General features: G+C 73.5%; 25 protein-coding genes. 18 read left to right on the top strand and 7 right to left on the bottom strand.

Features of this window, described 5'->3' with window-relative positions:
- Positions 1-20: 20 nt before the first annotated feature.
- Positions 21-467, bottom strand: a complete 447-nt coding sequence (locus tag ACIA5D_RS08430) for a MarR family winged helix-turn-helix transcriptional regulator (protein ID WP_396029197.1) — start codon at positions 465-467, stop codon at positions 21-23.
- A gap of 61 nt (positions 468-528) precedes the next feature.
- On the opposite strand from ACIA5D_RS08430, the gene ACIA5D_RS08425 reads away from it, so the two are divergent.
- A complete protein-coding gene (locus ACIA5D_RS08425) occupies positions 529-2,088 on the top strand; it encodes an MFS transporter (protein WP_396029196.1) in 1,560 nt (519 codons plus the stop codon).
- A gap of 7 nt (positions 2,089-2,095) precedes the next feature.
- Here ACIA5D_RS08425 and ACIA5D_RS08420 read toward each other — a convergent pair whose 3' ends face one another.
- Positions 2,096-2,527 (bottom strand): universal stress protein, encoded by a 432-nt coding sequence (locus ACIA5D_RS08420; protein ID WP_396029195.1) that lies wholly within the window; start codon positions 2,525-2,527, stop codon positions 2,096-2,098.
- A gap of 138 nt (positions 2,528-2,665) precedes the next feature.
- Between ACIA5D_RS08420 and ACIA5D_RS08415 the strand changes: the two genes are divergently transcribed.
- From ACIA5D_RS08415 to ACIA5D_RS08400, 4 genes are read left to right on the top strand one after another with little or no spacing between them, the layout of a single operon-like run.
- Positions 2,666-4,531 carry an MFS transporter gene (locus tag ACIA5D_RS08415; protein WP_396029194.1) on the top strand — a complete coding sequence of 622 codons (1,866 nt, stop codon included), beginning with the start codon at positions 2,666-2,668 and terminating at the stop codon, positions 4,529-4,531.
- Positions 4,532-4,586: 55 nt separating this feature from the next.
- Positions 4,587-5,108: a PadR family transcriptional regulator gene (locus tag ACIA5D_RS08410; protein WP_396029193.1), complete on the top strand. Its 522-nt coding sequence runs from the start codon at positions 4,587-4,589 to the stop codon at positions 5,106-5,108.
- Entirely contained in the window at positions 5,105-5,836 is a 732-nt protein-coding gene (locus ACIA5D_RS08405) for an ABC transporter ATP-binding protein (protein ID WP_396029192.1), read from the top strand. Before ACIA5D_RS08410 ends, ACIA5D_RS08405 begins: the two co-directional genes overlap by 4 nt.
- A gap of 2 nt (positions 5,837-5,838) precedes the next feature.
- A complete protein-coding gene (locus ACIA5D_RS08400) occupies positions 5,839-7,599 on the top strand; it encodes an FtsX-like permease family protein (protein ID WP_396029191.1) in 1,761 nt (586 codons plus the stop codon).
- A 21-nt stretch (positions 7,600-7,620) separates the two neighbouring features.
- On the opposite strand, the gene ACIA5D_RS08395 is transcribed toward ACIA5D_RS08400, so the two are convergent.
- Positions 7,621-8,052: a MarR family winged helix-turn-helix transcriptional regulator gene (locus ACIA5D_RS08395; protein ID WP_396029190.1), complete on the bottom strand. Its 432-nt coding sequence runs from the start codon at positions 8,050-8,052 to the stop codon at positions 7,621-7,623.
- A gap of 74 nt (positions 8,053-8,126) precedes the next feature.
- On the opposite strand from ACIA5D_RS08395, the gene ACIA5D_RS08390 reads away from it, so the two are divergent.
- Complete coding sequence (locus ACIA5D_RS08390) at positions 8,127-8,756, top strand: maleylpyruvate isomerase family mycothiol-dependent enzyme (RefSeq protein ID WP_396029189.1); 630 nt, start codon at positions 8,127-8,129, stop codon at positions 8,754-8,756.
- On the opposite strand, the gene ACIA5D_RS08385 is transcribed toward ACIA5D_RS08390, so the two are convergent.
- Both ACIA5D_RS08385 and ACIA5D_RS08380 read right to left on the bottom strand, forming a co-directional pair.
- On the bottom strand, positions 8,733-9,050 hold the full coding sequence (locus ACIA5D_RS08385; RefSeq protein ID WP_396029188.1) for a hypothetical protein: 318 nt from the start codon (positions 9,048-9,050) through the stop codon (positions 8,733-8,735). The genes ACIA5D_RS08390 and ACIA5D_RS08385 overlap by 24 nt on opposite strands.
- Positions 9,051-9,059: 9 nt before the next feature.
- The gene (locus ACIA5D_RS08380) at positions 9,060-9,989 is read right to left on the bottom strand and encodes an SDR family oxidoreductase (protein ID WP_396029187.1); all 930 of its coding nucleotides are present in this window, start codon (positions 9,987-9,989) and stop codon (positions 9,060-9,062) included.
- A gap of 103 nt (positions 9,990-10,092) precedes the next feature.
- Here ACIA5D_RS08380 and ACIA5D_RS08375 point away from each other — a divergent pair, with 103 nt between their 5' ends.
- From ACIA5D_RS08375 to ACIA5D_RS08355, 5 genes are read left to right on the top strand one after another with little or no spacing between them, the layout of a single operon-like run.
- Complete coding sequence (locus ACIA5D_RS08375) at positions 10,093-11,031, top strand: helix-turn-helix domain-containing protein (RefSeq protein ID WP_396029186.1); 939 nt, start codon at positions 10,093-10,095, stop codon at positions 11,029-11,031.
- A complete protein-coding gene (nadE, locus tag ACIA5D_RS08370; protein ID WP_396029185.1) occupies positions 11,028-11,867 on the top strand; it encodes an ammonia-dependent NAD(+) synthetase in 840 nt (279 codons plus the stop codon). Before ACIA5D_RS08375 ends, nadE begins: the two co-directional genes overlap by 4 nt.
- 44 nt (positions 11,868-11,911) lie before the next feature.
- Positions 11,912-12,163, top strand: coding sequence for a hypothetical protein (locus ACIA5D_RS08365; RefSeq protein WP_396029184.1), 252 nt, complete (start codon positions 11,912-11,914; stop codon positions 12,161-12,163).
- A 21-nt stretch (positions 12,164-12,184) separates the two neighbouring features.
- Positions 12,185-12,571 (top strand): hypothetical protein, encoded by a 387-nt coding sequence (locus ACIA5D_RS08360; RefSeq protein WP_396029183.1) that lies wholly within the window; start codon positions 12,185-12,187, stop codon positions 12,569-12,571.
- 45 nt (positions 12,572-12,616) lie between these two features.
- Entirely contained in the window at positions 12,617-13,144 is a 528-nt protein-coding gene (locus ACIA5D_RS08355) for a hypothetical protein (protein ID WP_396029182.1), read from the top strand.
- A gap of 10 nt (positions 13,145-13,154) precedes the next feature.
- On the opposite strand, the gene ACIA5D_RS08350 is transcribed toward ACIA5D_RS08355, so the two are convergent.
- Positions 13,155-13,529, bottom strand: a complete 375-nt coding sequence (locus ACIA5D_RS08350; protein ID WP_396029181.1) for a VOC family protein — start codon at positions 13,527-13,529, stop codon at positions 13,155-13,157.
- A 167-nt stretch (positions 13,530-13,696) separates the two neighbouring features.
- Here ACIA5D_RS08350 and ACIA5D_RS08345 point away from each other — a divergent pair, with 167 nt between their 5' ends.
- Entirely contained in the window at positions 13,697-14,185 is a 489-nt protein-coding gene (locus ACIA5D_RS08345) for a hypothetical protein (RefSeq protein WP_396029180.1), read from the top strand.
- Between the two features lie 76 nt (positions 14,186-14,261).
- Here the strand turns inward: ACIA5D_RS08345 and ACIA5D_RS08340 are convergent, their stop codons facing one another.
- Positions 14,262-14,975, bottom strand: a complete 714-nt coding sequence (locus ACIA5D_RS08340; RefSeq protein WP_396029179.1) for an NUDIX domain-containing protein — start codon at positions 14,973-14,975, stop codon at positions 14,262-14,264.
- Positions 14,976-15,038: 63 nt separating this feature from the next.
- Between ACIA5D_RS08340 and ACIA5D_RS08335 the strand changes: the two genes are divergently transcribed.
- From ACIA5D_RS08335 to ACIA5D_RS08310, 6 genes are read left to right on the top strand one after another with little or no spacing between them, the layout of a single operon-like run.
- Positions 15,039-16,061, top strand: coding sequence for an SPFH domain-containing protein (locus ACIA5D_RS08335; protein ID WP_396029178.1), 1,023 nt, complete (start codon positions 15,039-15,041; stop codon positions 16,059-16,061).
- Positions 16,058-16,960, top strand: a complete 903-nt coding sequence (locus ACIA5D_RS08330) for a hypothetical protein (RefSeq protein WP_396029177.1) — start codon at positions 16,058-16,060, stop codon at positions 16,958-16,960. The genes ACIA5D_RS08335 and ACIA5D_RS08330 overlap by 4 nt, the downstream gene beginning before the upstream one ends.
- A gap of 43 nt (positions 16,961-17,003) precedes the next feature.
- On the top strand, positions 17,004-17,921 hold the full coding sequence (locus tag ACIA5D_RS08325) for an ABC transporter ATP-binding protein (RefSeq protein WP_396029176.1): 918 nt from the start codon (positions 17,004-17,006) through the stop codon (positions 17,919-17,921).
- A complete protein-coding gene (locus ACIA5D_RS08320; RefSeq protein WP_396029175.1) occupies positions 17,918-18,595 on the top strand; it encodes an ABC transporter ATP-binding protein in 678 nt (225 codons plus the stop codon). The genes ACIA5D_RS08325 and ACIA5D_RS08320 overlap by 4 nt, the downstream gene beginning before the upstream one ends.
- Complete coding sequence (locus tag ACIA5D_RS08315; protein ID WP_396029174.1) at positions 18,592-21,738, top strand: FtsX-like permease family protein; 3,147 nt, start codon at positions 18,592-18,594, stop codon at positions 21,736-21,738. Before ACIA5D_RS08320 ends, ACIA5D_RS08315 begins: the two co-directional genes overlap by 4 nt.
- On the top strand, positions 21,735-24,446 hold the full coding sequence (locus ACIA5D_RS08310; RefSeq protein ID WP_396029173.1) for an FtsX-like permease family protein: 2,712 nt from the start codon (positions 21,735-21,737) through the stop codon (positions 24,444-24,446). The genes ACIA5D_RS08315 and ACIA5D_RS08310 overlap by 4 nt, the downstream gene beginning before the upstream one ends.

Here is a 24,446-nt window from a genome sequence, read left to right as displayed (position 1 = left end):
ACAACGCGCTCGACCCCGGCCTACAGCGTCGGAATCTCCTCGCCCTCGACGGTGGCCTCGGTCATCCGCTGCAGCCAGGCGTTGACGACCGCGATCTCCTCGGCGGTGAAGCCGGCCGCGAGCCGCGCCTCGACCTCGCGCACCGTGGGCACCGCCTCGGCGAGCCGTTGCCGGCCCGCGCCGGTCAGGAAGATCTGCTGCGTCCGGCGGTCGCTGGGGTGCGGCCGGCGCTCGACCAGACCGGCCCGCTCGAGGCCGCCGAGCATCTCGTTGGCCGACTGCCGCGCCGTGGAGACTTTCCGCGCCACGTCGGCCACCGACAGGCCGGGCCCCTCGTCGAGCATCAGCAGCGAGGCGAACTGGGCGACCGACAGGTCGTGCTGGACGAGCGCCTCGGCGACGACGCCGCGCAGCGCGAGCCAGGCATGGCGGACCAGGAACGTCGAGCAGCCGTCGGGTGGGTTCACGTGACCATTGTGCGTCAGGCGGTATTGACAGGGACCTGACAATCTTGCCAGAGTGAGGCTCATGACCGTCAGGGACCTGTCAACCAGCGTACCGCGGCAGCGCCGCGTGCTGTCCGTCCTCGTTTTCGCGGCGGTGCTCATCTGGATCGACACCACGATCCTGGGCATCGCGCTCGAGCGCATCGCCGACCCGCGCACCGGCCTGGGCGCCACCCCGGGCCAGCTCCAGTGGGCCGTCGGGGCGTACGCGCTGCTCTTCGCGACCGCGCTGTTCGCCGCGGGCGCGCTCGGCGACCGCTACGGCCACCGCACGATCCTGGTGCTCGGCCTGCTCTGTTTCGGCGCCGCGTCGGTCTGGGCCGCCTGGGCCGGCGACGCGACCGGCCTGATCCTGGCCCGCGGCCTGATGGGGCTCGGCGGCGCGATGATGATGCCGACCTCGATGGCCATCATCGGGGCGACCTTCCCGCCCGAGCGCCGGGCCGGGGCGATCGCCGCCTGGTCGGCCTCGAGCGGGGTCGGCGTCGCGGTCGGTCCACTGCTCGGCGGGGTGCTCGTCGACCACTTCTGGTGGGGCTCGGTGTTCCTGGTCAACCTGCCCGTGGTCGCGCTGGCGCTGGCCGGCATCGCTTTCGTCGTACCCGATCCGAAGCTGGCGGCCCGCCGCCGCCCGGACCCCATCGGTCTCGTCCTGTCGACCGCCGGACTGGCCCTGCTCGCCTACGGCCTCATCGAGGCCGGGCAGGACACCGACTGGGCGCGCACGCGGGTGTGGGCGCCGGTGCTCGCCGGGCTGGCGCTGATCGCCGCGTTCACCGTCTTCGAGTGGCGCTCCCCCGAGCCGTCGTTCGACCCGCGCCTGTTCCGCAACGGCCGGTTCAGCGCCGGCAACCTCGCGCTCGGCGCGCTCTTCTTCGGCATCACCGGCCAGATGTTCTACGGAAATTTCTATCTCCAGGGCGCCCGCGGCATGACGGCGCTCGAGACCGGCCTGGCGTTCCTGCCGGGCGCGGTCGGCCTGGCCGCCGGCTCGCCGCTCGGCGCGCGCCTGGCCAGGCGGCACGGGGTGGGATTGGTCAGCGGGATCGGGCTGCTCGTGGTGGCGGCGGCGTTTTTCGCGAATCTGACGTTCGATGTCGACACGCCACTGGCGTGGTTCTGCACGGTCGGTTTCGTCAGCGGCGTGGCGATGGGCCTGGCGATCGCGCCGACGGTGGCCGCGGTGATCGCGGTGCTGCCGGTCGACCGGATGGGCGCGGGCTCGGCGGTCAACAACACTGTGCGGCAGGTCGGCAGCGTGCTGGGGATCGCGCTGCTCGGCACGATCCTGACCACCGCCTACCGCGACCGGATCGCGCCCGCGCTGGCCTCGCTTCCGGCCGCGGCCCGCGACGCCGCCGCGCCGTCGGCCGAGCACACCCGGGCGGTCGCCGACGCCCTGCAGCGACCGGACCTCGCCGACTCCGCCAACGAATCTTTCGTCGCGGCGATGCATGTGACCGCGGCCTTCGCCTCCCTGGCGCTGGTGCTGGGCGCGGCGCTGCTGCTCGTCGCCTTCCGGCGGCGCCGCGATCCGGGGCCGTCGCCGCAAACCCCGGAGGTGGTGCTGGAGAGCGTCTGAGTCACGATCAGCGGACCACGGTCACGGCGCATTTCGCGTACGCGGCGACGTGCTGACTCACCGAGCCCAGCACCAGCCCCGCGAAGCCGCCGTGGCCGCGATGGCCGACGACCAGCAGGTCCGCGCCCGCCGACTCGTCGATCAGCACTTTCGCCGGCCGGCCCTGCTTGACCTGGGCCTGGACCCGCACCGGCGGATCGTCGCCGAGCTCGGACTTGATGACCTGGACGAGCTCGTCGGTCGTGCTCTGGCTCGGTTCGGGCACGTAGTGCTCGGACACGCTGACGCTGCCCGCCGGCGGGAGCAGGGTGTGCTCCCACACATTCACCACGAGCAGGTCCGCACTGTGATCCGCAGCCTCGGCGGCGGCCCAGGCCAGCGCCTTGCGGCTGCCGGGCGACCCGTCGACGCCCACCACGATCGTTTTCCATTGATGCACGGTCGTCTCCTTCCGCGGCTTCCTCCCGAACGTATTACACGAGATGTGACCAGTCGAGAGATCGACATCCGCAGTTGCGTGGAATGTGGAACCGACTTAGCGTCGGTGACACAGGTCACGTTCGTCGAAGGGGTCGCCATGACCGCCACGACATCGGAGTCCATCTCCCCGGCCGGCCAGGTCGAGCGCAAGCCGCTGATGACCGGCAGCGCCATCCTGATGATGAACCTCGGGTTCTTCGGGGTGCAGTTCAGCTTCGGCCTGACCCAGTCGGCGGTGAACCCGCTGTTCCTGCTCATCGGGGCCGACCCCGACCAGCTGCCGATCCTGAACCTCGCCGGCCCGGTCACCGGGCTGATCATCCAGCCGCTGATCGGCGCGATCAGCGACCGCACCTGGAGTCCACGCTGGGGACGGCGGCGGCCGTTCGTGACCGCGGGCGCCATCCTCTGCGCGATCATCCTGTTCGTCTTCCCGTTCGTCGGCGTGCTCTGGGCCGGCGTGCTGTGCTTCTGGCTGCTCGACGCCGGCAACAACACCTCGATGGAGCCGTACCGGGCGTTCATCTCGGACCGATTGCCGAAATCCCAGCTCGCCCGCGGATTCCTGACGCAGAGCATGTTCACCGGCGCGGGCGCGGTGCTCGCCAACGTCTCGCTGTTCCTGCTGCAGAAAGTTTCCGCGCTCGACAAGACCGCCGGGAACGGCGTTCCCTACTGGATGTACGTCTGCTTCATGATCGGCACGGTGTGCATCCTGCTCACGGTGCTGACGGCGATGGCGCGCACGAAGGAGATCGCCCCCACCGACGAGGAGCTCGCCGAGATGCGGGCCCAGCCGAAGGGGGTCGGAGGTTTCGTCCGGGACATCGCCGACGCCGTGCGCACCATGCCGGTCGCGATGCACAAGATCGGCGTGGTGTTCCTCTTCCAGTGGTACGCGATGTTCGTCTATTGGCAATTCCTGGCGGTCAGCCTCGGCGAGACGATCTTCGACGCGAACCCGGAGCAGGGCGGCCCGGCGTGGGACAGCGCCATCGCCTGGAGCGGCCTGATGAACGGCGCGTACAACTTCGTCACGATGATCTCCGCACTGTTCTTGATCGGCCTCTCCCGGCAGCTGGGCGCGAAGCGCGTGCACGCGATCGCGCTCGCGCTGGCCTCGGTGGCGCTGATCTGGCTGGCGCACATCAGCAACCAGTACGTCGCGCTGATCTCGATGATCGGGCTCGGCATCTTCTGGGCGAGCGCGGTCGGCGTGCCGTACCTGATGGTGGCCAGCATGGTCCCGGCCAAGCGAACCGGCGTCTACATGGGCATCCTCAACATGATGATCGTGGTGCCCATGCTGATCGAGACGGTCACCTTCGGCTGGATCTTCAACACGTTCCTGGACGGCAAGGGCTCCAACGCGATCCTGGTGGCCGGAGTGCTGATGGGCGTCGGCGCCGTGGCGATGCTGTGGGTCAACCCGCCCGACGAGGCCGACGAGTCCCCGATCGTGCCGCTCGGATCGAAACGAAGCATCAGCGTGTACGACCGGGTCGTGGTCGGCTCGGACGGCACGGCGACCAGCCTGTACGCCGTGGACCGCGCCGCCGAGGTCGCGCAGGCCGCACAGGCGAAGCTGGTGGTCGTCACCGCGTACCGCGCGGATTCAGGGAAATCGGAGCCGGCGAACACGGAGCCGCCGGCCGGCTCCCACCGCGACATCTTCGGGGTCGACACCGCCCGCGAGGCCCTCGAGAAGTCGGTGACCGGCCTGACCCGCGAGCGGGCCCGCTACATCGAGCAGCGGCTGGTCGAGGGCGACCCGGCGCAGGCCCTGCTCGACACGGTCGGCGCGAACCCGGCGAACCTCATCGTCGTCGGCAACCGCGGCCTGGGCGCGAGCGAGGGACAGATGCTCGGCTCGGTCCCGGCCGGCGTGGTCCGCAACGCGGTCTGCGACGTGCTCGTCGTGCAAACCTCCGCGCTGGACGAGGAGCGGCTGTTCAAGGCTTGACACCCCGATAGCTAACCGTTAGACATAGGGCTAACGGTTAGATAGGGGTGCGCAGATGCAGCAGGAAGTCGTGCTGGCGATGCTGGCCAAGGAACCCACGCACGGGTATCAGTTGCGCGCCCGGCTGCGCGACGCTCTCGGCCCGCTCGGCGACGGGATGAACGCGGGACAGGTCTACGTCACGCTGACCCGCCTCGAGAAGGCCGGGCTGCTCGTGGCCGAGCGGGCCGACGGCGAGCGGGCCGACCGCAAGGTCTACGCGCTCACCCCGCAAGGGCAGCAGCGGGTCGCCGAGTGGATCGCGGAGGTGAGCTGGCCGCGGCCCGACCTCGCCGAGTTCCACCTCAAGCTGATCGCGGCCGCCTCGGCCCGGCTGGCCGACCCGCTGACCATTGTGGACGCGCAGCGGCGCGAGCTGTTGCGCCGGCTGCGCGACGCCCAGCGGGCCGCCATGGCCGAGCCGGCCGGCTCCGGCGCGGCGCTGCTGCTGGAGGGGGTCGTGCTGCGGTTGCAGGCCGACCTGCGCTGGCTGGAGGCGTGCGAGCAGAACTGGACCCGTCGAAGGAGTGGATCGTGAGCAACGTGCTTCGCGCCCGCGGGCTGCGCAAGGAGTACGGCCGGGGCAGCGCTCTGGTGCGGGCCGTCGACGGGATCGACCTCGACATCGCCGCCGGCGAAACGGTCGCCGTCATGGGGCCGAGCGGCTGCGGGAAGTCCACGCTGCTGCATCTGCTCGGCGGCCTCGACCGCCCCTCGGCCGGCGAGGTGACGCTGAACGGCCGCCGCATCGACGACATCGGCGAGCGGGCCCTGGCCCGGATGCGGCGTACCGATGTCGGCTTCGTCTTCCAGTCGTTCCACCTCATGGAGGAGCTGACCGCCGTCGAGAACGTCGAGCTGTCGGCGCTGCTCGCCGGCCGCTCGCCCCGGGCCGCGCGGCGCCGGGCCGAGGAGTTGCTGGAGCGGGTCGGGCTCACCGACCGGGCACGGTTCCTGCCGGCGGCGCTCTCCGGCGGCCAGCGGCAGCGGATCGCGGTCGCCCGGGCGCTGAGCAACGAGCCGTCGATCGTGCTGGCCGACGAGCCGACCGGCAACCTCGACAGCGCGGCCACATTGGACGTGCTCCAGCTGTTCGACAGCCTGCACGAAGCCGGGCAGACGCTGGTCGTCGTCACCCACGACGCGCGGATAGCGGCGACCGCGGACCGGATGATCTCGATGCGGGACGGCGCGTTCGTCGACGAGACCCGGCTGACCGGCGGCACGACCGGGCGGCTCGGTGCGCTGATCGGGCTGGAGGACTGACGATGGGCCGTCTGCTTCTGGTGTGCCGTCTCGCCGTACGCGATCTGCGTCGCCGCCGCGTCGAGGCCGCCCTCCTGCTCGTCGCCATCCTCGCCGCCACCACCACGCTGACGCTCGCCCTCGTCGTGCGCGACGCGGCCGGCGACCCCTACCAGAGCACCCGCGAGGCGACCCAGGGCCCCGACGTGGTCTCCATCGGCATGAAGGCCGAGGAGCTGTCCGGGCTGTCCCAGGCGGCGGGCGTAATCGGCCACAGTGGACCCTTCCCGGTCACCGGTGCGAAGATCCAGACCAGCACGCGTACGGCGGATGCGCAGGTCGTGGGCCGCGACAGCGCGCCGACAACGGTCGACCAGCCGGCCACCGTCCGCGGCGGATGGGTCCGCGAGGGCGGCGTGGTCGTCGAGGCCGCCTTCGCCGCCGAGCTCGGCCTGCACGTCGGCGACCGGGTCACCCTCAGCGGCAAGTCCTTCGAGGTCGCGGGCGTCGCGGTCACCGCCGCCATCGCCCCCTATCCGGGCGCGTCCTGCATCACCTTCACCGGCTGCGTCAGCGGCGCCGCTCCCGGCGAGCTGCCGCAGCTGCTGCACGACCCCGGCCTGGTCTGGGTCGCCCGGTCCGACATCGACGGCATGGCGGCCGGCACCTACATGATGAACCTGCGGCTGGCCGACCCGGCGCAGGCGCCGGCCTTCGCCGAGGCGCACAACGGCACCCCGTGGCAGAGCGTGCTCGCCGACGCCACCGAGGTGGCCGGCGACACCCAGATCCTGCTGATGATCGGCGCCTGGCTGCTCGGCCTGCTCGCCGTGGCCAGCCTCTCGGTGCTGGTGGGCGGCCGGATGGCCGACCAGATCCGGCGCGTCGGCCTGCTCAAGGCGGCCGGCGGCACCCCCGGCCTGGTCGCCGCCGTGCTGCTCGCCGAGTACCTCGTCGTCGCCGTCGTCGCGGCCGCGGCCGGGCTCGCCCTCGGCGCGCTGACCGCGCCGCTGCTCATCCAGCCCAGCGCCGGCCTGCTCGGCAGCGCGGGAACCCCGGCGCTGACCCCGCTCACCATCGGCGTGGTGACCGCCGTGGCGCTCGGCGTCGCGGTGCTGGCGACACTCGTCCCGGCCCTGCGCGCCGCCCGGTCCAGCACCGTCGACGCCCTCGCCGACGCGCCGCGCCCGCCTCGCCGCGTCGGCTGGTTGATCACGGCCTCGGCCCGGCTGCCCGTGCCGATGCTGCTCGCCGTGCGGGTTGCCGCCCGCCGCCCGCGCCGGGTCGTGCTGGCCGTGACGGGCGTGGCGATCACCGTGAGCGGCATCTACGTCGGGCTGATTCTCAACGCCGTCCTCGACACCCTGCCGGACCGCGCCGCGGCGCTGCGCGAGGTGCTTCTGGTGTGGACGGTGATCCTGCTCTGCCTGGCCGGCGTGAACGCGGTCGTCATCACGTGGGCGACCGTCCTCGACAACCGGCACGCGTCGGCGCTGGCCCGGGCGCTGGGCGCGACGCCGCGCGAGATGACGGCGGCGCTGTCGGCCGCGCAGGTGCTGCCGGCGCTGCTGGGCGCGGTCATCGGCGTCTTCCCCGGCGGTTATCTGCTGTTCGTCGCCATCATCGCGATCACCGGCGGCGACCGCGACGAGGCCACGCTTCCCTCGTTCTGGCAGGCGGGGGCCGTGGTGGTGGCCACCGTGGTCGTGGTGGCGGCGCTCACCGCGGCGCCGGCTCGCCTCGGGGCCCGGCGCCCGGTGGCGGAGGCGCTGCGCGCCTACTGAGAGCTGGCCGCGCCGCCGCGCCTATTGGTAGGGGTCGGTGACTTCGCGCAACCGCGTCAGGTGCTGCCGCAGCTGCGTCATCCGCTGCTTGCCGAGGTGCGCGTCCCACTCGGCCTCCACCTCGGCCACGATGGCCGCCGCGATCGGGACGGCAGCCGCGCCGCGCGCAGCGATGCAGACGAGCCGGGCTCGCGCGTCGGTCGGGTCGGGCGCCCGTTCGATGTAGCCGGCCCGTTCCAGCTGATCGACGAGGAATCCGGCCGACTGCTTGGTGATCTGCGCCTGGTAGGCCAGGTCGGTCAGCCGGCTGCCATCGGGCGCGATCCGCTGGAAGACCCGCGCTTGAGCCGGCGTGAAATCGTCGAAGCCGGCCTTGGCCAGCCCCGCGAAAACCCGCTGTTCCATGGCCCGATAGGGGATGAACAGCAGCAGCCCCAGGTTCAGATCCGACACGCCGCCTCCCTTGACAAGTGGTCAGAGTCTCTGACTAATTTAGTCAGAGACTCTGACGATATCAGGAGGCGAGGATGGACGGCGAACAGAGCTGGCGGGCGATCGCCGGCATGCGGCTCGCGCTGGCCGGCCTGCTCGACCGGCTCGGCGAGGCGGATTGGGAGAAGCCGTCGCTCTGCGCCGGCTGGCGGGTGCGAGACGTGGCGGCGCACGTCGCCCTCACCCCACAGGCTCCAGGGGTACGCGTATTGCTCGCCGACGCCGTGCGCGCCCGCGGCAGTTTCCATCGGCTCAACCACGACCTCGCGGTCCGGCACGCCGCGGACCGCTCCCCCGCCCAACTGGTCGACGAGCTGCGCCGGCACGCGTCCTCACGCCGGCTGCCCGCGGTCACCAACTACCGCAACGTCGTCCTCGACGTCCTCGTGCACAGCCAGGACATCGCGATCCCGCTCGGCCGCGACCTCCCGGTCGTTCCGGACGCGGCGGTGGCCGCCGCAACCCGGGCGTGGACCATGGGCTGGCCGTTCTGGGCCAAGCGACGGTTGCGCGGCCTGCACCTGATCGCCACGGACGCCGACTGGTCGGCCGGCCACGGCGATCAGGTGCACGGCCCGATCGCCGCGCTCGTCCTGCTGCTCACGGGCCGCACCGAAGCGGCGGCCTCGCGGCTGACCGGCCTACGTGGCCAGGTCGAACCGTAGCCGCGGCAGCACCCGTCCCGGGATGTCCGACGACGCGACCTCGCCCAGGGCGAGAAGGTCGGGGACGTTCGACCAGAGCCCACCGCTCGGGCGGCGCGCCTCCGGGTAGTCGATCGGGGGCAGCGCGGCCGGACCGTCCCACCCGCCGACCGATCCGTCCGGCATGTCGAAGCTCGTGCGGGAGATGCCCCACGGCTCGAGGAGGCGCTGTGCCAGGGCTTTCTCGAAGGACGTGATCCCCGCGACGGCCGCCGGCACGTCGCGGAGATCGTCGAGCGCGTCCCGGAGATTCACGCCTCGAATCTAGGCGCTGCGATCCGCCGGCCCGCCCGCGGCCACCCTGTCGAGTGGCGCGTCCGTCTCGGCCACTCCCCCGAGCGGCGCGTCCGTCTCGGCCACTCCCCCGAGCGGCGCGTCCGTCTCGGCGGCCGACTCGCGCTGGGCGCGGACATCGGCCAGGCGGGCGGTCAGGGCCGTCTCGATGCTCCCGAAAGCGTCGGAGCCCAGCACCAGCCGCCGCGGCGCCGGGTCCTGCTCGGCTGCGGTGATCATCGCCGCCGCCATCCGGGCCGGGTCGCCGATTCCCTGGGTCGTGCGCTCGGTGAGGATCCGGCGGATTCCCGCGGCCGGTGTCGCGTCGTACGCGTCGATCCGCTCGGCCAGCACCGAGCTCCCGTAGCGAAAGTTGGTGCGCGCCCCGCCCGGCTCGACGATCGTGACGCCGATGCCGAACGGCGCCACCTCGCCGGCGAGGGCGTCCGCGAAACCTTCGATCCCCCATTTCGTGGCGTGGTAGAGCGAGCCGCCCGGCCAGGCCACCTGCCCGCCGACCGAGGAAAGCTGCAGGATCCGCCCACCGCCCTGCCGGCGCAGGTGCGGCAACACGGCCCGGATCAGCCGGATCGAGCCGGTCAGGTTGGTGGCGATCTGATGCGTGACCTGCTCGTCGGTCAGCTCCTCGGCGGCGCCCATCAGGCCGTACCCGGCGTTGCTGACCACGACGTCGATCCGGCCGAGCGCCGCCCACGAGGAGTCGGCCACCGCGGTGATCTCCACCGGGTCGGTGATGTCGAGATGCGCGGCCCGGAAAGTTTCCGGCCAGCGTGCGGAGATGTCGTCGACGCTGCCGGTCGCGCGAAACGTGCCGACGACCCGGTCGCCGCGGGTGAGGAGTTGTTCGCTGAGGTGCCGGCCGAAGCCGCTGTTCGCGCCGGTGATGAGCCACCTAGTCATGCCGGAAGCCTGCGCCCGACGCTCGTGACCAGCCATTCCTCTGCTGAGAGGGGTGCCGCCAGGGCTACCTTTGTTACTCGCGATTCGTCCTATCGTCGAAGGCGTGAACCTCATCGGCGAATACCTGCGGGCCCGGCGCGAGCTGATCCGGCCCGAGGACGTGGGTCTGCCCGACAACGGCCATCGGCGGGTGCCGGGCCTGCGGCGCGACGAGCTGGCCATGCTCGCCGGGATCAGCACCGAGTACTACACCCGGCTCGAGCAGGGCCGGGACCGCCGCCCGTCGGCCCAGGTGCTCGACGCGCTCGCCCGCGCGCTCGGCCTCGACGAGGACGCCACCGCCCACCTGCACGCGCTCGGCGCCCCCGAGACGCCACGACGCCGGCGTCCCGAGCGGGTCCGGCCGGGACTGCGGCAACTGCTCGACGCGTGGCACACCACTCCCGCGTACGTGCAGGGTCCGTTCCAGGACGTCCTGGCCGCCAATCCGCTCGCGGTGGCGCTGTCGCCGATCTTCACGCCCGGCACCAACATCCTGCGCTCGGTGCTGCTCGATCCCGGGGTGCAGGAGCTCGTGCCCGGCTGGCGGGACCGGGTGGGCAACCTCGTCGCCGCCCTGCGCGTGATGGCCGGCCCCGGCGTCGACGACGCGCGCCTGACCGAGCTGGTCGGTGAGCTGTCGGTGAAGAGCGACCTGTTCCGGCGCCTGTGGTCACGCCACGACGCGAAACCCCACCCCGGTGGCGGCCTGCACCACCTGCGCCACCCCCTCGTCGGCGACCTGGAGCTCCACTACGAGAAGTTCGCCGTCACCGAGGCCGACGGCCAGTTGCTGGTCGTCTACCACGCCGCACCCGGCTCCCCGAGCGCCGACGCGTTGACCCTGCTGGGAGCATTTCCCGCGGCGAACCGGCCGAACAGTACGGCGAACCGGCCGAACAGTACGGCGAACCGGCCGGACAGTACGGCGAACCGGCCGGACAGTGCGGCGGACCGGCCGAACAGTGCGCAGAACCGGGCGGCCAGTAAGGTGCGGACATGAGCGACCTGAGGAAGCAGATCCTGGCGGAGCTGGGCGTCAAGGCCACCATCGATCCCGCAGCCGAGATCCGCGACCGGATCGATTTCCTCAAGGACTACCTGCGTTCCTCCCCCGCCCAGGGCTACGTGCTGGGCATCAGCGGCGGGCAGGACAGCACCCTGGCCGGCCGGCTCTGTCAGCTGGCCGCCGAGGAGCTGCGGGCCTCGGGCCGGGCCGCGACCTTCGTCGCCGTCCGGCTCCCCTACGGCGTGCAGGCCGACGAGCACGACGCCCGGACAGCGCTGGACTTCATCCGCCCCGACCGCTCGGTCGTCGTGAACGTCAAGCCCTCCGCCGACGCCGCGGCCGCCGAGTCCGCTCTCGGGCTCACCGAGCTGCTCGGCGGCGCGCCCCGCCTGCGCGACTTCGTCCGCGGCAACATCAAGGCCCGCGAGCGCATGGTGATCCAGTACTCGATCGCCGGCCAGCTGAACATGCTGGTCGCCGGCACCGACCACGCCGCCGAGGCCGTGACGGGCTTCTTCACCAAGTACGGCGACGGCGGCGTCGACATCACCCCGCTGACCGGCCTCACCAAGCGCCAGGGCGCCGCCCTGCTGCGCGAGCTGGGCGCACCCGCGAGCGTCTGGGAGAAGATCCCCACCGCCGACCTCGAGGACGACCGCCCGGCCCTGCCCGACGAGGTCGCCCTGGGCCTGACCTACCACCAGATCGACGACTACCTCGAGGGCGTCGACGTCACCCCCGAGCTCGCCGCGAAGGTCGAGTCGGTGTTCGACGCGACTCGCCACAAGCGCGCCGTTCCGGTGACCCCGCTCGACGACTGGTGGCGCTGACCCCACCGGAGGACCCGGCCCGGCGCAGTCCCTAGGATGGGGACATGACCGATGAGACCACGGCCGAGCAGCTGCGTCAGGAACTCAAGGACGTCGACGCGGAGCTCGCCGAGCTGCGCCGGCTCGTCGGCGACGCCCAGGCGCGCCGCGGGCAGGACAGCGACACCTCCGAGGGCTTCGTCGAGCCGGAGGAGATCGCCACCGAGCTGACCGGCATCAGCGAGACCGAGGCCGTCATCGACGTGCTCGAGCAGCGCCGCGAGCGCATCGAGGCGCGGCTCACCGCCCTTGGCTGAGACGGGCAGAGGGGGCGGCGCGTGGCGACCTATGTGACCTACGCCCTGGCGGTGTGGGAGGGCGAGCGCCCGGCCGGCGACCAGGACGCCCGCGCGGTCTTCGACGCGCTGTACGCGCAGTACGTCGGCCGCCCCCGCGGCGAGCCGGCGGTGCCGCCGACCCCGAGGATCGAGGCCTACATGCGGGCGCTGCTGGCCCGCTATCCGCAGAACCTGACGGGCGACTCGCCGGTCGACCCGGAAGCCAGCCCGTGGACGACCAGGCTCACCCACGAGGTGACGGGGCCGCTGATGTATTTCCCGATCACGATCAGCCACTACGTCAAGGTCTCCTACTCGGCGGCGCAGCTCGCCGCCGAGCACGGCCTGATCTGCTACGACCTGCAGTGGAACAAGCTGCGCCCGTAGGGCCGGGACTTGCGGGGCGGCCGCTTCGCGGCTAAGAAGTCCATCGTGGACGTGACGCCGGTGATGCTGACGACGCTCGGGGGCGCGCTCTCGGCGACGCTCGGCGTGCTCGTCGGCGGCGCGGTCACTCGGCGGGTCCAGGAGCGGCACTGGCTGCGGGACCGGCAGCTGCAGGCCTATCAGGAGCTGTTCTCCCAGTACGCCTCGTTCATGATGGCCCTGCGGCGGGGGCACCTCGACCGCCGGCAGGTGGACGTCGACTGGGCCGCCTGGAGCGCCGCGCTCACCGCCGCCAGCCTCGTCGCGCCGCTGGAGGTCGCCCGGTCCATCGACCAGTTCGCGAAGGCCGTGGCGGTCTTCCTCGGCAGTGTGGCCTCGCGCGACCCGGCAACGAACCCGGTCGACGAGAAGGGCCTCACCGAGGCGTCCCGGCCGGCCGCGGCGGCTCACCTCGCCCTGCTCAACGCGATCCGCCGGTCGCTCGGGCGCTCCCTCGAGAGCATGCCGTTCTATCTGGGCGGCACGCTGGGCGACCACGCCGAGGGCGCCGATCAGGGGGACACCGCGGCGTAGCGGCCGACGATCAGGGGAAGACCGTGGCGTGGCGGTCGAAGTCGTCGCTGTGCCGGGGGATCACGCAGAGCAGGTGGCCGCCGGGCGCCCGCAGGATGCGGCACTCCAGCCACTGCCCGATCTGCACGGCCCCGTGCCCGATCAGCCGCGCCGTCTCGGCCTCGAGGTCGTCGGTCTCGAAATCCACGTGATAGCGCGCCTGGTCGTCGACCGCCTGGATCGCCAGGGTCAGCCCGGGCAGCGCGCCCGGCAACGACGTGAACTGCTCCTCGCCGGGCACGGGCCGGGCCGGCACGCCCAGCGCCGCCGACCAGAAGGCCGCTGCCTCCCCGGCGGCAGCGGACGGCACATCGATGAGCACGGTGGACAGTCGGCTGCGATGCACGGCGAAATCCTAACTCGTACTTTCGGCCAGCCCTCGGCACCCTTTTGTTTAAACATGGGCGCTTTGCCGAGAATATATCCGGGCAATATTGGGCAAACCGCCAACGTCTGACCTATCGAGAGCGGGGTCCCCCATCGCTCGAAATCCTCACACAGGAGGTCAGACATATGAGCACGATCAAGCGGATGATCGCGGCGGTCGTCCTGGCCGGCGCGGCCGGTTCGGTGGCCACGCTGGCCGCGGCCGGCCCGGCGTCCGCCATGCCGCGCGGCCCGCAGCCGGTCAGCAACCGGCTCACCGCGGTCAAGGCGAACACGGCCAGCTGGGTGAACATCTACTGGCGCACCGACCGACCCGTCTGCGACGCGAAGGTGGCCGTCGACGGCGGCCGCGAGGTGCGGGTCTCGTACCCGGGCCTGCGCCGCACGACCACGTTCACCACGGGCGACACGCTGCGTCCGGGCCGCACCGCCGCGACCCCGATCCGGGTCAGCCCGGTCGCCCGCCGCAGCGGCGTGGTGGTGCTGCGCGCGTCGATGTCCTACACGGACTGCGGCCGGCACGCCCGCACGCAGTGGACCCGGGCCAACCTGACCCTGCCGGTGATCCGGCAGATCGGCGGCTTCCCGGGCAACCACCGCCCGGGCCACCACTGAGGAAAGCCGCCTCGAGGAAAGACCGCCACAGCGGTGTTGCCGGGCGCGCGAAGGGCGCGCCCGGCAACACCCGTTCTCAGGGCCGCAACAGCGGCGGGTGCAGCAGCGTCGCCACCCCCCGGCGATACAGCTGGGCCGGCCGCCCTCGCTCACGGATCGCCGTCGTACCCGTCGGCTCCACGAAACCTTCCGCCCCGGTCACCTTGCGATGAAAGTTTCGCGGATCGAGCCGGGTACGCCACACCGTCTCGTAGACCGTCCGCAGCTCGGCGATGGTGAACTCCGGCGGGCAGAACGCGGTCGCCAGCGGCGTGTACTCGAGCTTGGACGACGCCCGCTCGATCCCGTCGGCCAGGATCCGTGCGTGGTCGAAGGCCAGCGACTCCACCGACGACACGGCAAGCCAGGAAGCCCCCGCGGCGTCGCTGCCCGCTACCGGTATCGGCAGGTCCGGGAGCAAAGCCAGATACGCGATCGTGACGACCCGCCCGCGCGGGTCACGTCCGGGCGTCCCGTAGGTCGCGAGCTGCTCGAAATGGCCCGACGACGGGTCCAGCCCGGTCTCCTCGCGCAGCTCGCGGGCGGCGGCATCACCCAGGTCCTCGTCGGGCAGGACGAACCCGCCCGGCAACGCCCACGCGCCCTCGAACGGCGGGATCCCCCGCCGGATCAGAAGCACCTCCAGCTCAGGCGCAGCAGAAGGCGCGGCAGAAGGCGCGGCAGAAGCGGAAGAGGAGTGGATCGTGAGCAGCACCAGGTCCACCGTGACGGCCACCGTGTTTAGCGTCATGTTGACGATAATAGCGTACATGCTTTATCGTCAGTGTGACGACAAAGTGGGAGGACGGCCGACATGGCTGACGTGACACGACGACTGCACCTGCGGCACCTGCGCGGCGCCCCGACGAGCTGGGTCAGCCACACCAAGGGCGGCCGCCTCCAGAAACAGGGCACCGGGCGCTCCTTCTGGTACCGGCCGCTGACCGCGGTCCTCTCCGAGGTGCCGGTCGACGACCGGGAGCTGCCACTGCTGTTCCACGCCCGCACCGAGGACTTCGCCGACGTGACCGTGCAGGCCACCGTCACGTACCGGTTCAGCGAGCCGGCCGCCGCCGCGACCCGCCTCGACTTCTCGATCGACCCGTACCGGGGACGACGGCGCGGGCAGCCGCTCGACCAGGTGGCGACGCTGCTCGCCGAGCTCGCCCAGCAGCCGGCGCTCGACGTGCTGGCCCGGGTGCCCCTCGCCGAGGCGCTGACCACCGGAATCGCGCCGGTGCGGCAGGCGGTGGCGGACGTGCTCGCCGGCGACCCCCGGCTGACCGAGACCGGCGTGACCGTGGTGAGCGCCCGGGTGGTGGCGATCCGGCCCGAGCCCGAGCTGGAGCGGGCGCTGCAGACGCCGACCCGCGAGCAGGTGCAGCAGGACGCCGATCGGGCCACCTATGCCCGCCGCGCCAACGCCGTGCAGCAGGAGCGGGCGATCGCCGAGAACGAGCTGCAGAGCAAGATCGAGCTGGCCCGGCGCGAGCAGCAGCTGGTCGACCAGCGCGGCGCGAACACCCGGCGCGAGGCCGAGCTGCACGCCGAGGCCCAACTGGTGGCAACCCGCGGCGAGGCCGAGCGGCAAGCGGTGGCCGCAACGTCAGAGGCAGAGGCCGCACGCGTACGGGATGACGCCCGTGCCGCCGGAGCACGGGTCGTCGGCCTGGCCGAGGCGGAGGCCGAGGCCGCGCGCCTGGCCGCCTACCGCGACCTCCCGCCGGCCGTCCTGCAGTCGCTCGCGCTCAAGGAGCTGGCCGCGCACGTGCCCGCGATCGGCGAGCTGACCGTCACCCCCGACCTGCTCGGCAAGCTGATCGGGCGGCTCGGATGAGCACGCCCGCCTCCCGCAGCACCCTGGCCCCGCGCGTGGTGGTCGTGTCGCGGCGCAGCGAGCTCGACGAGTTGCTCGCCCGGCACGGCACCCGCGGCGCGGCCGCCTACTTCCTGCGGCAGCGCGGCCGCGACCTCGACGAGGTGACCGCCCGGCACGAGGCGCTGCGGACCGCGCTGACCGAGGTGGGCGCCGCGATCCCGGCCGACTGGCGGCGCGGCCACGTCGAGCGCGCCGACCTGCCGCGGTTCCTCTTCGGCCCCGAGGACATCGTGATCGCGACCGGCCAGGACGGCCTGGTCGCGAACGTCGCGAAGTACGTCGACGGCCGGCCGGTCATCGGCGTCGACCCCGAACCCGGCCGCAACCCCGGCGTGCTCGTGCGGCACACCGCGGCGGAGGTGGCGAGCCTGCTGCGGCCGGCGGAAGTAAAAGGGCAGAAGCGGACGATGGTGGTGGCGCGGCTCGACGACGGCCAGGAGCTGTACGGCCTCAACGAGGTGTACGTCGGCCACGCGAGCCACCAGTCCGCCCGCTACCTGCTGACCACTTCGGACGGTCGCCGCGAGCGCCAGTCCTCCTCCGGCCTGATCGTGGGCACCGGCACCGGCGCCACCGGCTGGTGCGCCTCCATCGCCCACGAGCGCGCCGCACCCCTGGCCATGCCGGCGCCGGACGAGCGGGCGCTGTGCTGGTTCGTACGCGAAGCATGGCCCTCGCCGACGACCGGCGTGCAGCAAGCCGCCGGCTCTTTGAAAGCGGGCGAGGAGGTCGAGCTGATCAGCGAGTCGGAGCGGCTCGTCGTGTTCGCCGACGGGCTCGAATCCGACGCGCTGGAGCTGTCCTGGGGCCAGAAGGTACGTGTCGGCGTCGCGGAGCGAGAGCTGCTCCTGGTCTGAACTCTTGATCAAGGTTGGCGGCGCGGGTATAGGGTGATCGCCGATGTCCGCTCCCCTGTCGCTGCCGCCCCCGCCCCCGCGCGCCCCGGAGTTCGGCGCCGAGGCGCTGATCGCCTGCGAGAGCCTGGTGCGCATCTACCAGTCCGGGCCGGTCGAGGTGCAGGCCCTGCAGGGTCTCGACCTGGTCGTGGAGGCCGGCGAGATGGTCGCCGTGGTCGGCGCCTCCGGGTCCGGCAAGTCGACGCTGCTGTCGATCCTCGCCGGGATCGACGCGCCGACCGCCGGCCGCGCCCGGGTCGACCGCTGGAACCTGCTGTCGATGTCCCGCGCCGACCGGGTGCGCTACCGCCGGCACACCGTCGGGTTCGTGCGGCAGCAGACGGCGAGCAACCTGGTGCCGTACCTGACCGCCCGGCAGATGGTCGACCTGCCGATGGCCGCGGCCCGGGTGCCGGCCACGACCCGCCAGAAGCGCAGCCTCGACCTGCTGGGCGCCCTCGGCGTGGGCGAGCTGGCCGACCGGCGGCCCGGGCAACTCTCGGGCGGGCAGCAGATGCGGGTCGCCATCGCCGTGTCGCTGGCCAACGAGCCGCGCGTGCTGCTCGCCGACGAGCCGACCGGCGAGCTCGACACCGCCACCTCGGCCGAGGTGTTCGGCGCGCTGCGCGACGTCAACCGCGACCTGGGGGTCACCATCGTCGTCGTCACCCACGACCCCGCGGTCAGCGGCCAGGTGGAGCGCACCGTCGCCATCCGTGACGGCCGCACCAGCAGCGAGGTGCTGCGCCGCACCGCCACCGCCGACGACGGCGGCGAGCATGTCATCGCCGAGGAGTACGCCGTGATGGACCGGGCCGGCCGCGTGCAGATCCCGGCCGACTACCGCGAGGCGCTCGCGCTGACCCGCCGCGTGCGGCTGGCGCTCGAGCCCGACCACGTCACGATCCGGCCCGACGCGTGAGCGCGCCGCTTCTCACGGTCGAGGGCGTGCACCGCACCTTCGGATCGGGACCCGCCGCCGTGCACGCGCTCGACGACATCTGTTTCGAGGTCGAGCCGGGCACGATGGTGGCGCTGGTCGGCCGCTCCGGTTCCGGCAAGACCACCCTGCTCAACGTCATCGGCGGCCTCGACCGCCCCGACGCCGGCTCGGTCACCGTCGACGGGGTCGACGTCACCGGCCTCGACGAGGACGGCCTGTCCCGGCTGCGGCGCGAGAAGGTCTCGTACGTCTTCCAGACCTTCGGCCTGATCCCGGTGCTCTCCGCGGCCGAGAACGTGGGCGTGCCGCTGCGGCTCGCCCGCGCCGAGGCCGGCGAGCGCGAGCGCCGCGTCGGGCTGCTCCTCGAGCTGGTCGGGCTGGCCGACCACGCCCGGCAGCGGCCCGGCGAGCTCTCCGGCGGCCAGCAGCAGCGGGTCGCGATCGCCCGCGCCCTCGCCGCGTCGCCCCGGCTGCTCATCGCCGACGAGCCGACCGGGCAGCTCGACGCCGAGACCGGCCTGTCGGTGATGGCGCTGCTGCGCGGCATCGTCGAGTCGGAGGGCGTCACCGCGCTCGTCTCCACCCACGACCCGGTGATGATGGCGCTCGCCGACCGGGTCATCCAGATCGCCGACGGACACCTCGTCCCGTGATCGCGCTGCTCGCCCGGCGCGCCCGCGCGCAGTGGCCGCTGCTGGCCTCCCTGCTCGCCGTGCTCACCGTCGGCGCCACGCTGCTCGGCGCCTGCGCGCTGCTGGTGACCCGCACCTCCGAGCGGGCGGTGGAGGTCGCGGCAACCCGGGCCGACCCCGACGACGTCGCGGTCACCGCGTACACGGTCACCATCGCCCCCGGGGACGCGCGCTCGGTCGCCGCCGACACCCGCAGCTTGCTGACCTCGGCGATCGCGCCGTTCCCGGCGACCACGGCCACCCGCGCCTCGTCGGTGATGCGCGCGCTGCCGGGCGACCGCGAGGCGTACCTGTCGGGGGTCGAGGGTCTCTCCTCGCGCGCCACCCTCATCGCGGGGCGGTGGCCGCGGGCCGCGGCGGACGCCGCCACGACCGGCACGCCGCTGGAGGCCGCGCTCTTCGACAACACCGCGCGGCTGCTCGGCGTGAAGGTCGGCAGCCGGGTACGGCTCGGTCAGGAGATGACCCGCGACCCGGCGCCGCCTCTCGACGTGACCGTGGTCGGGCTGGTGCACCCGCTGCCGGACGCGGGCTGGGACCGCGACCCGCTCGCCGGCGAGGGCTTCGACCCCACGCCCACCGACAGCGCGTTCGGGCGCCAGGTGCAGGCGTACGGGCCGTTCCTGGTCGACCTCGCCGACCTGCTGGCCGGCGGCTCGGCGCTGGACCGGCTCGAGATCACCGCGCGGCCCGACCTGTCCGCGCCGCGGGCCCGCGACCTCGACAAGCTCGCCGCCTCGCTGCTCGGGGCCGACCGCAAACTGGCGGGGACGCTCGGCGACCGCGTACGCATCGAACGCGTCACCTCCCCGCTCCCCGAGACCCTGCTCGGCGCCCGATCCCAGCAGGAGCTCACGGCGGGCGCGGTCCTCGCGCTCGCCCTCATCGGCCTGGTGCTCACCGCGATCGCGCTCGCCCTCGCCGGCCGGCTCGCCACCGGTGTGCGCGCCGAGGAGAGCGACCTGCTCACGGCGCTCGGCACCAGCCGCGGCCAGTTCGCCGCGGCCGCGACCGTCGAGGCTCTCGGGCTCGCCGCGCTGGCCGCTGCGCTGTCGATCCCGGCCTCGTCGGTGCTGCACGCGGCGCTGACCCACCTGCCACCGCTCTCCGGCGCCGGGCTCTCCGCCCGCCCGGCCGTGACCACCGTGCAGGTGCTCGCCGTGACGTGCGGCGTGCTGGCGCTCGCGCTCCTGCTGGTCTCGCTGGCGGTCTGGCCCACGATTCCCGCGGGCGACCGGCGCCGGCGGCGCGAGCTTCTCGCCCGGTCCGGCGCCGACGTGCTGCTGGTGGCGCTGGCCGGGGTCGGCTGGTGGCAGCTGAGCACGCAGCCCGCGGCCTCGGGCACGCGCGCCGACGCCGTACGCGTGCTCGCCCCCGCCCTGCTGCTCACCGCCGGGACCGCGCTCGCCCTGCGGCTCGTGCCGCCGGCGCTCGCCCGGGCCGAGCGGCTCGCCGCCCGGCGACGCGGGCTCGTGCTGCCGCTCGCCGCGTTCCAGGCCGCCCGCCGCCCGCAGGCCATCGCCGCCGGGCTGCTGATCGGCCTCGGCTGCGCGGCCGCCACGTTCGGCACCGCGTTCGGCGACACCTGGAACGCCTCCCAGCACGACCAGGCCGACCTCTCGGTCGGCACCGACCTCGCGATCGCGCTCGGCGCCCCGCCGGTCACCGGCCAGAGCTCCGCCGTCGCGTCCGCCGCCGGCGGCGTGGTGAGCCCGGTCGCCGAGCACAGCATCGCCGTCGGCCAGTGGCTCGGCGGGCCGGACGCGTCGCCGCAGCTGGTCGCCGTCGACACCCGGAACGCGGCCGGCCTGCTGCGCGGGCGCGCCGACGGCGACCGCACCTGGCCGCAGGTCGCGAAGCCGCTCAGCCCGGCCACGCCGGTGGCCGGCCTCGCGCTGCCCCAGGGCGCCACCCCCGTGGTCTCCGGCACGGCGACCGGCAAGGCTGCGGTCTCGGTCACACCCTGGCTGCTCCTCGAGGACGAGACCGGGCTGCGCACGTCCTGCTCCGGGCCCGGCCTCCCGCTCGACGGCCGCCCGCACCGGGTGCCTGGCTGCGTGCCGATCCCGGGCCTGCGGCTGATCGCCGTGGCCCTGCCGATCAGCGGCGTCCCCTTCGACTGGAACGCGATCAGCGACGTCGACGCCACGATGACCCTCCCCGGCGTGCGCGGCAACTCACCACAGTGGACCGCGCGAGCCGCTTCCCCCGAGTCGCACCAGCTCACCGACCCCAAGGTCAGCGTCTCCGGGGACCGGATCCGGATGACCGGCACCGTGCAGTTCGCCGACCCGGCCGACGCCAGCCGAACGCTGGTCGCCACGGCCTTCGCCGACCCGGGCCCGGTGCCGATCGCGGTGTCGGCCGCGCTCGCCCGCGACGTCGGCGCGAAGGCCGGCAGCAAGCTCAGCCTCACCTTCGGCGTCACGCCGGTGAACACGGTGGTCACCGAGATCGTGCCGACCGTGCCGTCCGCGCCCGGCGCCGCCGCGGCCCTCGCCGACGTCGACGCGCTCTCCCGCGCCCTGATCGTCCGTGGCGACCTCGACTCCCCGGTCAGCGCCTGGTGGGTCGGCGACCCGCGGGCGGACGCGCAGCAGCGCCTCGACGGGCTGCACCTCGGCGCGATCACCACCCGGGCGAGCGAGACCGAGCGGCTCACCGGCAGCCCGCTGCGCGCTTCGCTGCCGGCGGTGCTGCGGGTGCTGGTCGCCGCCGCGGTCGTGCTGCTGCTCGGCGGGGTGATGCTGCACGTGACCTGCGACGTGCAGATCCGGGCGCTCGAGGTGGCGCGGCTGCGCGGACTGGGCATGTCCCGCCGCGACATCCGCCGGGCGCTGCTCGGCGAGCACGCCGCGGTGCTGCTGCCGCTGCTCGCGGCGGGCGCGGCGGTCGGAGCCCTCGCCACCTGGGTGGTCGCGCCCCTGATGATCCGCTCGGACACCGGGGCGGCGCCGGTGCCGGCCGCGGTGGCGCACTGGCCGTGGCTCGCCGAGACACTGCTGCTGGCGCTGCTCGTCGCCGGGACCGCGCTGGCGGTCGCGGCGGTCGTCACCGTGCAGGCCCGCCGGGCCGACGCCGCCCATCTGCGGGTGGCCTCGTGAAATTCCTCCCGGTTCTGCATTGGCCCAGCGTTCGCGGGCGGGCGCGCGCCGACGCGGGTCCGCTGCTGCTGGTCGCCATCGTGGTGGCGGCGATCAGCCTGCTCGCGGCCGCGGTGCCGCCGCTGCTGCGGGCCACCGCCGACGACGCCGCCCGGGACGCGATCCGGGAGGCGCCCGACGAGTCCGCCGTGCGGGTCGACGCCCGGTGGGAGGACGACTACGGGCCCAACGGCGGACGCCTGCGAAACGCCGGCCTCGCCGAGGACGTCGCGGGCCTGCGCTCTCGGGCCGAGTCGACGCTGGACCCCGGTCTGCGCGCCGCGCTGCGGCCACCGGTCACCACCGTCACCAGCCTCTCCCTGGTGGTCACCGACGGCAGCGTGCAGCGGCACTTCCTGCTCGCCTACCTGCGCAGCGGCGACGACGGCCCGGCGGTGACCTGGGTCGCCGGCGGCGCGCCGAAGGCCACGGTCGAGGGCAACCAGGAGATCGCGCTCAACGGCGCGCCGTGGGAGGTGCAGGTCGGGCTCTCCGAGGCGGAGGCGGCCGCGCTCAAGATGCGCCCCGGCGACCACATCCCACTGCAGGACGAGCAGCGCAACAAGTACAACGTGAAGGTCAGCGGCATCTTCAAACCGGTCGACACCGCCGACCCCGCCTGGCAGCGGACGCCATGGGTGCTGCGGCCCGCCCTGGGGCTCGACGGGGCCGGGACCACCCGGCTCGGCGGTCTGCTCTCGGACGACTCGCTGCCCGACGCGCGGCTCGCCACGTTGCAGGACCAGCTGCGGCGCACGGTCTGGTTCTCGGCCGAGCCCGACCGGCTCACCTGGGAGTCCGCGCAGCGGCTCGCCGCGACCGTCACCACGCTCAAGGCCGAGTCGGCGTCGTCGGCCGAGCGCGACGACTCGCTCAAGTGGCAGACCCAGCTCGACGGGGTGCTGCGCAAGGTCCGCGAACAGGTCGATGCGGCCACCGCGCAGGCGTCGGTGCTGCTCATCGCCGTGCTGACCGGGGGCGTGCTGGTGCTGCTGCTCGCCGCCGACCTGCTGACGCGGCGGCGCTCGGTGGCGCTCACCGCGGCACGGCAGCGCGGGGCGTCGCTGCCCGGCCTCGCGTCCGAGTTGCTGATCGAGTCGGTGGCGGTGACCGTGCCGGCCGCAGCCATCGGGGTGCTCCTCGCCTTGGCGGTCGCCGGGAGCGCGGCGGTCGCCTGGGTCTGGCCGGTAGCCGCGTGCGCGATCCTGGCGGGGCCGGGCTTCGGGACGGTCGCGGCCGCCCGGGCCACGCGCGACCGGCGTACGCCCGCGAACCGTGCCGCCCGCCGCTGGCAGCAACGCACCGCCCAGTTACGACGGGCGGCGCTCGACGCCGCCATCGTCCTCGCGGCGGCCGGCGCGATCGTGTCGCTGCGGCAGCGCGGCGTCGGCGACTCGGCGCTGCCCGCCACCGCGCCCGCCCTCGGCGCCGTCGCCGGCACGCTCCTGCTGCTGCGGCTGATGCCGGCCGGCACCGGGCTGGCGCTGCGGCAGGCCCTGCGGTCGCGGCGGCCGCTCGCGGTGTTCGGCGCCGCGCAGGCCGCGTCCACGGCCACCCGGGTGCTGCCGCTGCTGGTGCTGACCACCACCACGGCGCTGGCGTCGTTCGCGGTCACCCTCTCCGCGACCATCTCGCAGGGGCTCGATGACGGCGCCTGGCACACGGTCGGCGCCGACGCACGCCTCGACGTGTCGCCCGACGCCACCGGGTCCGCATCCTCGCTGGCCGCGAAGATCGCCGCGTCGCCGGGCGTGACGGCCGCCGTCGCGGGCGAGGTCATCGCCGGCGTACGGGTCGTCACGAACGACACCTCGGTCACCCCCAGCCTCGTGATCGTCGACGCGGCGGCGTTCCAGCGCCTGCTGAGCGAGACGCCGCTGCCGGACGCGCCGGAGCTGTCCCGGCTCGCCTCGGGCGGCGCTCTCGTCCGCACCGCCGACGGCAGCCTGCGGCCCGGCCAGTCGCTGCGGCTCTACCTGGGCGACGACGCCGACATCATGGGCATCAGCGGCTACGGCGTCGACGACCCTGACAAGTCGATCGAGCTGACCGCGATCGGCGCCGCTCCCGAGATCGACAACCTCGGTGACGTCGTGGTGGTCGACGCCTCGGCGCTGCCGAGCGAGCCGGACACGATCTGGGCCACCGGGCCCGGCGCGGCTCGCGCGGTGAACGCCGTAGCGGCCGGCGGGCATCCGGTGCTGCGGGCCGACGTGCTCTCGGCGCGGCGCTCGTCGGCGCTGACGGCCGGGCTGATCGCGCTCGACCTGGCGACGGCGGTGACATTGCTGCTGCTGGGGCTGCTGGGGTTGGCGCTGGGCGCGGCGGCCACCGCGCCCGAGCGGTGGCGGACGCTGGCACGGCTGCGCACGCTCGGGTTGCGTCCGCGCGACACGCAGCGGGTGGCGGCCGGTGAGCTGCTGCCGCCGGTGCTGGCGGCGGCGGTGTTCGGGCCGCTGCTCGGGGTGTTGCTGGTGTGGCTCAGTTTCGGGGCGCTCTCGCTCAGCCTGATCACCGGGCAGTCGGACTCGCCGGTGACGGTCGTGCCGTGGTGGCTGCTCGGGGTGATGGCCGTCGGGCTGCTGGTCGCGCTGGTCGTCGTGGTGGCGGCCGAGGCGGCGGTGCGGCGCCGCCGAGGCCTGGGCGACCTGCTGCGCGCCGGCGAATGA

This window comes from Actinoplanes sp. NPDC051513, assembly GCF_044454685.1.
Classification (GTDB): Bacteria; Actinomycetota; Actinomycetes; order Mycobacteriales; family Micromonosporaceae; genus Actinoplanes.
This window is presented reverse-complemented; position numbering and strand designations above follow the sequence as displayed.

Excerpts from the sequence above, each read along its gene's own strand:
- nadE (WP_396029185.1), top strand. The coding sequence starts at position 11,028 with ATGAGCGACCTGAGGAAGCAGATCCTGGCGGAGCTGGGCGTCAAGGCC.
- ACIA5D_RS08400 (WP_396029191.1), top strand. The coding sequence starts at position 5,839 with ATGGGCCGTCTGCTTCTGGTGTGCCGTCTCGCCGTACGCGATCTGCGT.
- ACIA5D_RS08335 (WP_396029178.1), top strand. The coding sequence starts at position 15,039 with ATGGCTGACGTGACACGACGACTGCACCTGCGGCACCTGCGCGGCGCC.
- ACIA5D_RS08380 (WP_396029187.1), bottom strand. The coding sequence starts at position 9,989 with ATGACTAGGTGGCTCATCACCGGCGCGAACAGCGGCTTCGGCCGGCAC.
- ACIA5D_RS08425 (WP_396029196.1), top strand. The coding sequence starts at position 529 with ATGACCGTCAGGGACCTGTCAACCAGCGTACCGCGGCAGCGCCGCGTG.
- ACIA5D_RS08415 (WP_396029194.1), top strand. The coding sequence starts at position 2,666 with ATGACCGCCACGACATCGGAGTCCATCTCCCCGGCCGGCCAGGTCGAG.
- ACIA5D_RS08325 (WP_396029176.1), top strand. The coding sequence starts at position 17,004 with ATGTCCGCTCCCCTGTCGCTGCCGCCCCCGCCCCCGCGCGCCCCGGAG.
- ACIA5D_RS08345 (WP_396029180.1), top strand. The coding sequence starts at position 13,697 with ATGAGCACGATCAAGCGGATGATCGCGGCGGTCGTCCTGGCCGGCGCG.
- ACIA5D_RS08365 (WP_396029184.1), top strand. The coding sequence starts at position 11,912 with ATGACCGATGAGACCACGGCCGAGCAGCTGCGTCAGGAACTCAAGGAC.
- ACIA5D_RS08410 (WP_396029193.1), top strand. The coding sequence starts at position 4,587 with ATGCAGCAGGAAGTCGTGCTGGCGATGCTGGCCAAGGAACCCACGCAC.
- ACIA5D_RS08390 (WP_396029189.1), top strand. The coding sequence starts at position 8,127 with ATGGACGGCGAACAGAGCTGGCGGGCGATCGCCGGCATGCGGCTCGCG.
- ACIA5D_RS08340 (WP_396029179.1), bottom strand. The coding sequence starts at position 14,975 with ATGACGCTAAACACGGTGGCCGTCACGGTGGACCTGGTGCTGCTCACG.
- ACIA5D_RS08330 (WP_396029177.1), top strand. The coding sequence starts at position 16,058 with ATGAGCACGCCCGCCTCCCGCAGCACCCTGGCCCCGCGCGTGGTGGTC.